Raw genomic sequence first — 9,098 nt, 5'->3', positions numbered from 1 at the left:
GTATCAACCATCACGCCGTGGAAGCGATGCCTGGCGAACATCGGCAGAAGCTCGAAGTCCGGCGCCAGATCGGCAAACAGCACGGCAATCAGCTTCGTTCGTGCGGCGAGCGGTTCAAGCGCCTGTGCGCAGGCAGAGATATTTGCCGAAGGAAAAAATCCGATCTTCACATAGTCGACGCCGGTCGCCGCGATCTCTTCGGCCTTGATGCGGATCGTTTCGGGTTCCATCGGCAGGTCGCCGCAGACAGCGCTGACCGGAGCCCGACCCGCGATGAAAGAGATCGTTCGGAGCATAGTTTCCATGGACACCGCGCCCAGGGCTCCCGCCTTCGGGTCCTTCAGGTCGACGATATCGACACCTCCAGAAAGAGCGATCTCCGCCTCTTCGATGCCGGTGACGCTTGCCAGCATTCTGGTCATTTGAACAGTTTCTCCAGTTTGGAGGACAAGACGCTTTTATAGAGGCGGTCGATCCCCCTGCGCCACGTCTCGCCGGTGTTGCCATGCGAATCGATGCTGGCGACCTTCCGCACCGTTCTGGCAGGCGCGAAAAGTCGTCCTATAGGGTTTGATAAATTTTGCGGGTCGGCTAAGTTGATCATGGGCACCTTGACTTGGCGCGGGTCCGGCAACCGTCGAACCTCTGCGCAAGAATGGGTAATTACTATCGATGACGAGCGCGGTGCCAGGCACTCTCGCTGCCTTTTTGTGCTTTTTTTCCCTGACCGTCAACGTTTCCGACGCGACAGGCCAGGAAACGGTGGCGAAGCCGGAAAAAAAGATAACTGAAATCAAGATAGGCTATTTGCGGGCCTACGCACCGCAATTGACGCTTTCCATGCTCGACCTGCCGCCACGTGACGAAGGTGTCGCCGGCGCCGAGGTGGCGATCGGCGACAACAACACGACGGGAAAGTTCACCAACCAGAAATTCAGCCTCGACGTGACCGAGGTCAAGCCCGACGGCGACGCGGTTCAGGCATTCGAAGGCATGATCGCCAAGGGCGACCGCTATGTGGTCGCCGATCTTTCAGCCAAACAATTGCTGTCGATCGCCGACATCGCCCGCGACAAAGGCGTGCTGATCTTCAACGTCGGCGCCACCGACGACAGCCTTCGCGAGGAGGACTGCCGCATCAACGTTTTCCATATCGCGCCGACGCGCAGCATGCTGGCCGACGCGCTGGCGCAGTATCTCATGGTGAAGAAGTGGCCGAATTGGGTGCTGCTCTATGGATCGCATGAGCAGGATCATCTCTACGCCGATGCGCTGCGCCGCGCGGCAACCCGCTTCGGCGGCCAGATCGTCGCCGAGAAGGAATTCAAGGATACCGGCACAGCCAGGCGCACCGACACCGGCGCCACGCAGATACAGCAGCAGATTTCCGTGTTCACGCAAGACGTGCCGGAGCATGACGTGGTGCTTGTCGCCGACGAAAGCGAGGTTTTCGGCACCTACGTGCCCTACCGCACCTGGACGCCGCGGCTGGTCGCCGGCACGGCCGGTCTGGTTGCATCGTCATGGCATCCCGCCAGCGAACAATGGGGCGGCATCCAGATGCAGAGCCGCTTCCTGAAGACGACGAGCCGGCGGATGCTCTCCAAAGACATGTCGGCCTGGACCGCGGTGCGTGCGGTCGGCGAGGCCACCACGCGCACCAAGGGCGACGATGCGAAAAAGATCAGCGACTATATACGCTCTGACGATTTTTCGGTTGCTGCTTTCAAGGGGCAGAAGCTGACCTTCCGCAAATGGAACCTCCAGCTTCGCCAGCCGATCTTGCTTGGCGACACCAAGTCGGTCGTCTCGACATCGCCACAGGAGGGCTATCTTCACCAGGTCTCCGAACTCGACACTCTCGGTGTCGATCAGCCGGAAACGAAGTGCGCTCTCAAGTAGAGTCAATCGGGAGGAATTTGCGTGCAGAAACGAGCTTGCGCATTCGCCATTCTCGCGGCCGGCTTCACGGCCAGCCCGGCATCGGCCTATACGGCTTACGTGTCCAACGAGAAGGACAACACGATGACCGTCGTCGACACGGCGACGATGCAGGTGGTGAAGACCGTCGAAGTCGGCCAGAGACCTCGCGGCATCACCATCTCGCATGACGGCAAATTCGTCTATCTATGCGCCAGCGATGACGACACGATCCAAATCATCGACACCGCGACACTTGAAATCGTCGGTACGCTGCCATCCGGCCCCGATCCCGAATTGTTCGTCCTCTCGCCCGACGGCAAGACGCTTTATGTCGCCAATGAGGACGACAATCTCGTCACCGCCATCGACGTCGAAAGCAAGCAGGTCCTGGCCGAGATACCAGTCGGCGTGGAGCCGGAAGGCATGGGTGTCAGCCCCGACGGCAAGACCATGGTCAACACCTCGGAAACCACCAGCATGGCGCATTTCATCGACACCGGCACGCATGAGGTGACGGACAATGTGCTGGTCGACACGCGCCCTCGCTTCGCCGAATTCAAGCCCGACGGCTCGCAGGTCTGGGTCAGCGCCGAGGTCGGCGGCACCGTCAGCGTCATCGACAACGCCAAACGCGAAGTGGTGAAGAAGATCCAGTTCGCGATTCAGGGACTGCGGGCCGAAACCATCCAGCCGGTAGGCATCGCCATCAGCGCCGATGGCAAGAAAGCCTATGTCGCGCTCGGCCCGGCGAACCATGTCGCGGTGATCAATACCGACACTTATGAGGTGGAAAAATACATCCTCGTCGGCCAGCGCGTCTGGCATCTGGCCTTCACGCCCGACCAGAAAACGCTGATCACCACGAATGGCAATTCCAACGATATCACCTTCATCGACACGGCCACCGACGAGCCGGTCCAATCGCTCACTGTGGGCCAGCAGCCCTGGGGTGTGGTCATTTCGCCCAAATAGCAGACATTGATCATCGGGAGGCTCAAGACATGAAACTTTGCCGTAGGTTTTTCTTCGCCGCGCTCGCCGGATTTGTCCTTGCTCCGATCGTAGCAAACGCCGACGATGCGACGTCAAAACCGTCGCGTGCCAGCAAGAACCTGCCGGAATTGATTATCGGTTCGGCCGATTCCACCTATGCGGTCAATCAGAAGGACTTCGAGCTGATCGCCGGCCAGGGCTATCGCTGGAAGATCACGTCCAAGGGCGGTTTCGAGTACAAGTTCGTGACCGATCTCTTCCGCAATGTCTGGATGGACCAGATCGTCATCAACGATTTGGAAGTGCATATGGACGGCGGACCGGCCTGGCTGGAATTCGACGACGCGGGAACGATCCAGGTGCAGTTCCATACCGTTCGCCCGGGCGAATATACCTGGTCGGTTCCCGACCTTGCCGACAAGGGACTGAAGGGCAAGATTACGATCAAGTAAGACAAAAGGCGATCAGGGGCGCCAATAGGCCAACGCGTCCTGAAGGAGCGATCCGGTATGCAGCATATGAGGACAAGCGGACCGGGAGACGAGGTGGCGGCGCTCGATGTCCGAGCCGTCAGCCATTCCTATGGCCAGAAGCGGGCGCTCAACGACGTCTCCTTCTCGATCGCGCCGGCGACTTTCACCGTTCTGCTCGGCCTCAACGGGGCCGGCAAGACGACGCTGTTCTCACTGATAAGCCACCTCTACGACACGCGTCACGGATCGATCCGCATCTTCAGCCATGACATTCGCCGCGCGTCCGGCGAAGCACTCAGGCGGGTCGGCATCGTGTTCCAGGCACGCACGCTCGATCTCGACCTCAGCGTCTACCAGAATCTCTCCTACCATGCCTCGTTGCATGGCATTGGCGGACGCGAAGCTCGCCAGCGCATTGCCGCGCTGCTGGAAACGGTCGACATGCAGGGCCGCCAGCATGACAAGGCACGCAGCCTCTCCGGCGGTCAGATGCGGCGCATCGAAATCGCCAGGGCGCTGCTGCACCGACCTTCCCTGCTCCTGCTTGACGAGGCGACCGTCGGCCTGGATATCGAATCTCGCGCGGGCATCCTCGCCACCATCCGCAAGCTCGTCCAAGCAGAGGGCATCGGCGTGCTCTGGGCCACGCATCTGATCGACGAAGTCGAAGACGCCGACCATGTCATCATACTGCGGCGGGGTGACCTGGTCGCCAGCGGCAAGGTGTCGGATGTGATCCGTGCGAACGGCGGAAGTTCGATTCGCGAAACCTTTTCGAAGCTCAGCCGCGTCGATGCGGCGGGCATGACGGAGACGTCGCCATGAGCGCCCCTTCGATGCCCGGAAAGGTCGCCGGCATCATGCCGGTGCGGTCCGAGCCATTCGGCCTGCGCCACTATCTCATTTGCCTGAAAGGCGTCGTCCTGCGCGAGTGCCTGCGCTTCCTGCACCAGCGCGAACGCTTCATTTCCTCGCTGGTCCGGCCGCTGGTCTGGCTGTTCATCTTCGCGGCCGGCTTTCGCCAGGTGCTTGGCGTGTCGATCATCCCGCCCTACAAGACCTATGTGCTCTACGAGGTCTATATCACGCCGGGCCTTTGCGGCATGATCCTGCTGTTTTCCGGCATGCAGTCTTCACTGTCGATGGTCTACGACCGCGAGATGGGCAACATGCGCATCCTGCTGGTCAGCCCGTTTCCGCGCTGGTTCCTGCTGGTGTCGAAGATGCTGGCCGGTGTGGCCGTATCGATCGTGCAGGTCTACGCGTTCCTGATCGTTGCCTGGTTGTGGGGCGTCAAAGCGCCGCCACTCGGCTATCTCTATGTTCTGCCGGCACTGTTCCTGTCGGGCATGATGCTTTGCGCGCTCGGCATGCTCTTGTCTTCGCTGATCAAGCAGCTTGAAAACTTCGCCGGCATCATGAACTTCGTCATCTTTCCCGGCTATTTCGCGTCTCCGGCGCTGTATCCCTTGTGGCGCATCCAGGAGGCGAGCCCCCTGCTCTACAAGATCTGCCTCTGCAACCCGTTCACCTATGCCGTCGAACTGATCCGTTTTGCCTTCTACGGGCAGATCGAATGGCTGTCGCTGGGCGTCGTCGCCGGCTGCACGCTGCTGTTCCTGGGCGGCGCCATCATCGCATACGACCCTTCGCGCGGTTTGGTGATCCGCAAACAGGACATGGGAGGAAACGCCTGATGGCGCGAATGAGACTTGTTCACACTCTGGTTCTGGTCACCACGCTTGCGTCGATGGAGGGCGCCGCCGCGGCAAACACCGATCCCGACTGGCCCTGCATGCAGCGTAAGGTGCCACAGCTCTCGCTTGGCCAGATCTGGAATGGGCCGGAGCTTCCGGCGACCGCGAAGGATTGGGCGAAGGATCCAGGCGTGTCGGCGCTTGTCGATGCTGTGGCGGCCCGGCGGACGCCGATTGCACAAGCCCAGAAGGAGATCAAGGATTTCGCGACTTCCCTACCGCCCGAGCAGGTCGCAACCAAAATGACGATGCTGGTGCAGGGAATGTTCGATCACATGGACGCCGAGCGTTCGCACGTGATCTCCGGCATCTCCCGCTATGCCCACAAACAGCTGGAAATGGCGGCACAGTTGCGCAAGGAAGCATCCGAAGTGGACGCGCTGCGCGCCAAGGCCGATGCGGATCCGGACGAAGTAGAACGGCGAACCGATCAACTGAATTTCGCGACGCGAATTTTCAACGAACGCGTCCAGTCGCTGACTTATGTCTGCGATGTGCCGACGATAATCGAGCAGCGGCTTTACCAGTTGTCGAAGACTGTCTCGGAAACGCTCATCGTGAAGAAATAGACCTTGGCCGCCTGTCTCACGACTCTCTGCCAGGCAGCACACGCCAGCGCTGCACGAAATAACCGGGATGCGTCTCGATCCACCTTGCCACCAGCGGCTGCGCCTGCATGAAGGCAGTCCCGGGATTCATCGCCAGACCGTCTACCATTTCCTCGCGTTGTTCGCAGGTCCGCGGTCCATCCGTCAGGCAGACCATCATAACGAGTGTGTAAAGCATTACCCCTTTTCCCCATCGAATTCCCGAACCCATACCCGGGAGAGTTCCGAACAGTCTGCAGGGGTTGCACATACAGATCGCTTACGGTGTGAAAGGACGTGGCCCCCGCTCTTTCGCACTGCAACATAACATATCGCTTATATAATACCAACGAGCGCGGGCGTTCTCCACCGGACTTTCATCCGTTGCGCTCGTGCAGTGTCATCCAGCCTTGTCTGGATACAGCTTTCCGAAAAGGGGCAGGTACATTGCGCCCTTGCGCATCAGGAAATCGTTGAATGTGGCCATCGCCGGCGAGATTGCGTGATCGGTTCGCATCACCGAGAACCATTGTCGGCGGATCGGCATGCCGACAACGTCGAGGATGACAAGCCGGCCTGCCTCGGTTTCCGCAGCGATGGTGTGAGCAGAGATGAAGGCGATGCCCAGACCAGCCATCACCGCCTGCTTGATCGTTTCGTTCGAGGCCATCTCGACACCGAGGTCGTCGATGCGCCCAGGCACGTCGCTCAGGAATATTTCCAACGAGATACGGGTTCCGGAGCCGGGCTCGCGAATAAGGAAATGCTCCTCGGCAATCCGCTCCTTGGAGATATCGCGCGCCGCCACCAAGGGATGGTCGGGCGGCGCGATGATGACCAGCGGATGATCACCGAAGACCGAAGCACGCACCGGAACCTCTTTCGCCGGACGCCCCATCAGCGCGATATCGATGTCGTGGTTCCTGAGGTTGTCGATCGTCTGGGCACGATTGCCGATGGCAAGCCGCATGTCGATGTCGGGATGGTCCTTCATGAACGCAGCCATCAGCCGCGGCGCGAAATATTTGGCTGTGGAAACGACGCCGAGCCTCAAGCTGCCGGTGCGTACGCCCTTGATGGCATCCATCTTGTCTTCGAGCAAACCGAGATGCTCCTCGATAACCTGCGCTGTCTCGACGAAAGCCAGACCTGCGGCAGTGGGACGCATGCCGTCCGACGTTCGGTCGAACAGAGCCAGCTGGAATTCTTCCTCCACTTGTCGCAGTTGGATTGTCAGCGCTGGAGGAGACAGGCCTAACATCTTGGCTGCGCTGACAATTTTGCCGCACTTGATGATTGCCTGGACGGTCTTGAAATGCTTGAGCGTGAGGTTTCTCATGTCGCATACTAAGTTATTTTTACTGACCAGGTAAAGTTATTGAATTTTACTTATCGTGTGACGTTTGTTTCCATTCCTCCAGTCCAGCCGCTCCGAGGAGATGCGGCCGGAGGGGAGGTTACGATGCCAGCGGCAACGCTCGACGCTTTTCTGAACTCCTATCTCGGCCAGCCAGACGAATTCCGCTCGGCCGTTGTGACGACCGTCCGTCAGTTGACACAGGCCGCCATCAAGGTCCGCAACACCATCAACCAAGGGGTGCTCGGCGCCGCCTTTGCCGAGACCCGTGGCGCCAATGCCGACGGCGACGTCCAGAAGGATCTCGACGTCTTCTCCGACGACATCTTCCTCGACGCCATGCGCCGTGCGCCGGTGGCGCTTTACGCCTCCGAGGAGCTGGAGCAGCCAGTCCTGCTCGACAGGCAAGCGCCACTCGCCATTGCGATCGACCCGCTCGACGGCTCTTCCAACATCGACACCAACGTGTCGATCGGAACGATCTTCTCGCTCCTGACCGCAACTGGCGCGCCGGACGCTGATCCGGCCGCCTCTTTCTTGCAGGCGGGCGTGAACCAGCTAGGCGCCGGTTTCTTCATCTATGGGCCGCAGCTGGCACTCGTCCTGTCGCTCGGCAGCGGCACGCATGTCTTCGTCTTCTCGACAAGGCTCGGCACCTTCGTCCAGGCCTATGAAAGCCGGATCATTCCGCAACGCACTCAGGAGTTCGCCATCAACGCCGCCAACTACCGGCACTGGGACGAGGCTGTGCGGCTCTATGTCGACGACTGCCTGGAGGGCACCGAAGGACCGCGCGAGAAGGATTTCAACATGCGCTGGATCGCCTCTCTGGTCGCCGACTGTTACCGCATATTGATGCGCGGCGGCGTTTTTCTCTACCCCGGCGATCGGCGCAAGGGCTATGGTCAGGGACGGCTGCGCCTCGTCTACGAGGCCAACCCGATCGCCTATCTCATAGAGCAGGCTGGTGGTGCCGCCACCGACGCGATCACCCGCATCCTGGAAATCGAGCCCGAGAGCCTGCATCAGCGCGTGCCGATGATCTTCGGGTCGGCGCGGGAAGTCGCGCGCATCACGCGCTACCACACAGAGCCGAGCAACATCGGTGAGCGTGCGCCGCTGTTCAGCCGCCGCGGCCTGTTCAGAGCCTGAGCTGCACCATGTCAGCCAAGCACCCCATCATCACCATCACCGGGTCGTCGGGCGCCGGCACGACCTCGGTCAAGCGCATCTTCGAGCTGATTTTCCGGCGCGAGAACATCGAGGCCGCTTTCATCGAAGGCGACGCATTTCACCGCTACGACCGCGCGGCGATGAAGGCAAAGGTGGCCGAGGAGGAAAAGGCCGGCAACCCGAACTTCACCCATTTCAATGCCGCGGCCAACGAACTCGGAATTCTCGAAGAGGTGTTCGCGGAATATGGCCGTCGCGGAACCGGCAAGACCCGCACCTACATTCATGATGAGGAAGAGGAAAAGCAGCACGGCACGCCACCGGGAACCTTTACCGAATGGCGCGAATTCGCTCCCAGCGACCTGCTCTTCTACGAGGGGCTGCACGGCTGTGTCGTCACCGACACGATCAATCTGGCCAAGCATGCGGATCTCAAGATCGGCGTCGTGCCGGTCATCAATCTCGAATGGATCCAGAAGATCCATCGCGACCGTTCGACACGCGGCTATTCCACCGAGGCGGTGATGGACGTGATCCTGCGCCGGATGCCCGACTATGTCCGCTACATTGTCCCGCAATTCTCGCAGACCGCCATCAACTTCCAGCGCGTGCCGATCGTCGATACGTCCAACCCGTTCATCGCGCGCTGGATTCCGACACCCGACGAATCGATGCTGGTTATCCGCTTCGCCAATCCGCGCGGCATCGATTTTCCGTATCTGCTGTCGATGATCCACGACTCGTTCATGTCGCGGCCAAATTCCATCGTGGTGCCAGGCAACAAGCTCGATCTTGCCATGCAGCTGATCCTGACGCCGCTCATCCTGCAATTGGT

At 60.1% G+C, this 9,098-nt stretch carries 11 protein-coding genes; 8 read left to right on the top strand and 3 right to left on the bottom strand.

Annotation, left to right across the window (positions count from 1 at the left end):
* Positions 1 to 422: (5-formylfuran-3-yl)methyl phosphate synthase (locus tag EN879_RS13790; protein WP_245466078.1), on the bottom strand; the 422-nt coding region annotated here is incomplete at its 3' end.
* A 250-nt stretch (positions 423 to 672) separates the two neighbouring features.
* Between EN879_RS13790 and EN879_RS13780 the strand changes: the two genes are divergently transcribed.
* From EN879_RS13780 to EN879_RS13755, 6 genes are read left to right on the top strand one after another with little or no spacing between them, the layout of a single operon-like run.
* Positions 673 to 1,902, top strand: coding sequence for an ABC transporter substrate-binding protein (locus EN879_RS13780; RefSeq protein WP_063167851.1), 1,230 nt, complete (start codon positions 673 to 675; stop codon positions 1,900 to 1,902).
* A gap of 21 nt (positions 1,903 to 1,923) precedes the next feature.
* Positions 1,924 to 2,895 (top strand): YVTN family beta-propeller repeat protein, encoded by a 972-nt coding sequence (locus tag EN879_RS13775; RefSeq protein ID WP_013532045.1) that lies wholly within the window; start codon positions 1,924 to 1,926, stop codon positions 2,893 to 2,895.
* Positions 2,896 to 2,924: 29 nt separating this feature from the next.
* A complete protein-coding gene (locus tag EN879_RS13770; protein ID WP_013532046.1) occupies positions 2,925 to 3,368 on the top strand; it encodes a hypothetical protein in 444 nt (147 codons plus the stop codon).
* Positions 3,369 to 3,425: 57 nt separating this feature from the next.
* Positions 3,426 to 4,214, top strand: coding sequence for an ATP-binding cassette domain-containing protein (locus tag EN879_RS13765; protein WP_063167850.1), 789 nt, complete (start codon positions 3,426 to 3,428; stop codon positions 4,212 to 4,214).
* A gap of 35 nt (positions 4,215 to 4,249) precedes the next feature.
* Positions 4,250 to 5,086 (top strand): ABC transporter permease, encoded by an 837-nt coding sequence (locus EN879_RS13760; RefSeq protein WP_050580490.1) that lies wholly within the window; start codon positions 4,250 to 4,252, stop codon positions 5,084 to 5,086.
* Positions 5,087 to 5,139: 53 nt separating this feature from the next.
* Positions 5,140 to 5,715 carry a hypothetical protein gene (locus EN879_RS13755; protein WP_244514294.1) on the top strand — a complete coding sequence of 192 codons (576 nt, stop codon included), beginning with the start codon at positions 5,140 to 5,142 and terminating at the stop codon, positions 5,713 to 5,715.
* 16 nt (positions 5,716 to 5,731) lie between these two features.
* On the opposite strand, the gene EN879_RS13750 is transcribed toward EN879_RS13755, so the two are convergent.
* Together EN879_RS13750 and EN879_RS13745 are read right to left on the bottom strand one after the other, a co-directional pair.
* Positions 5,732 to 5,932, bottom strand: coding sequence for a hypothetical protein (locus tag EN879_RS13750; RefSeq protein WP_013532050.1), 201 nt, complete (start codon positions 5,930 to 5,932; stop codon positions 5,732 to 5,734).
* A gap of 201 nt (positions 5,933 to 6,133) precedes the next feature.
* Positions 6,134 to 7,072: a LysR family transcriptional regulator gene (locus tag EN879_RS13745; RefSeq protein WP_013532051.1), complete on the bottom strand. Its 939-nt coding sequence runs from the start codon at positions 7,070 to 7,072 to the stop codon at positions 6,134 to 6,136.
* Between the two features lie 123 nt (positions 7,073 to 7,195).
* On the opposite strand from EN879_RS13745, the gene EN879_RS13740 reads away from it, so the two are divergent.
* Positions 7,196 to 8,242, top strand: coding sequence for a class 1 fructose-bisphosphatase (locus EN879_RS13740; RefSeq protein ID WP_013532052.1), 1,047 nt, complete (start codon positions 7,196 to 7,198; stop codon positions 8,240 to 8,242).
* Positions 8,243 to 8,250: 8 nt separating this feature from the next.
* Positions 8,251 to 9,098 (top strand): phosphoribulokinase (locus EN879_RS13735; protein ID WP_127274096.1); only part of this gene is annotated, 848 nt, incomplete at its 3' end.

This window comes from Mesorhizobium sp. M7A.F.Ca.AU.002.02.1.1 (assembly GCF_003998535.1).
Classification (GTDB): domain Bacteria; phylum Pseudomonadota; class Alphaproteobacteria; order Rhizobiales; family Rhizobiaceae; genus Mesorhizobium; species Mesorhizobium ciceri.
Note: the sequence above shows the minus strand (reverse complement) of the source record. Positions and strands in the feature narration are given on the sequence as shown.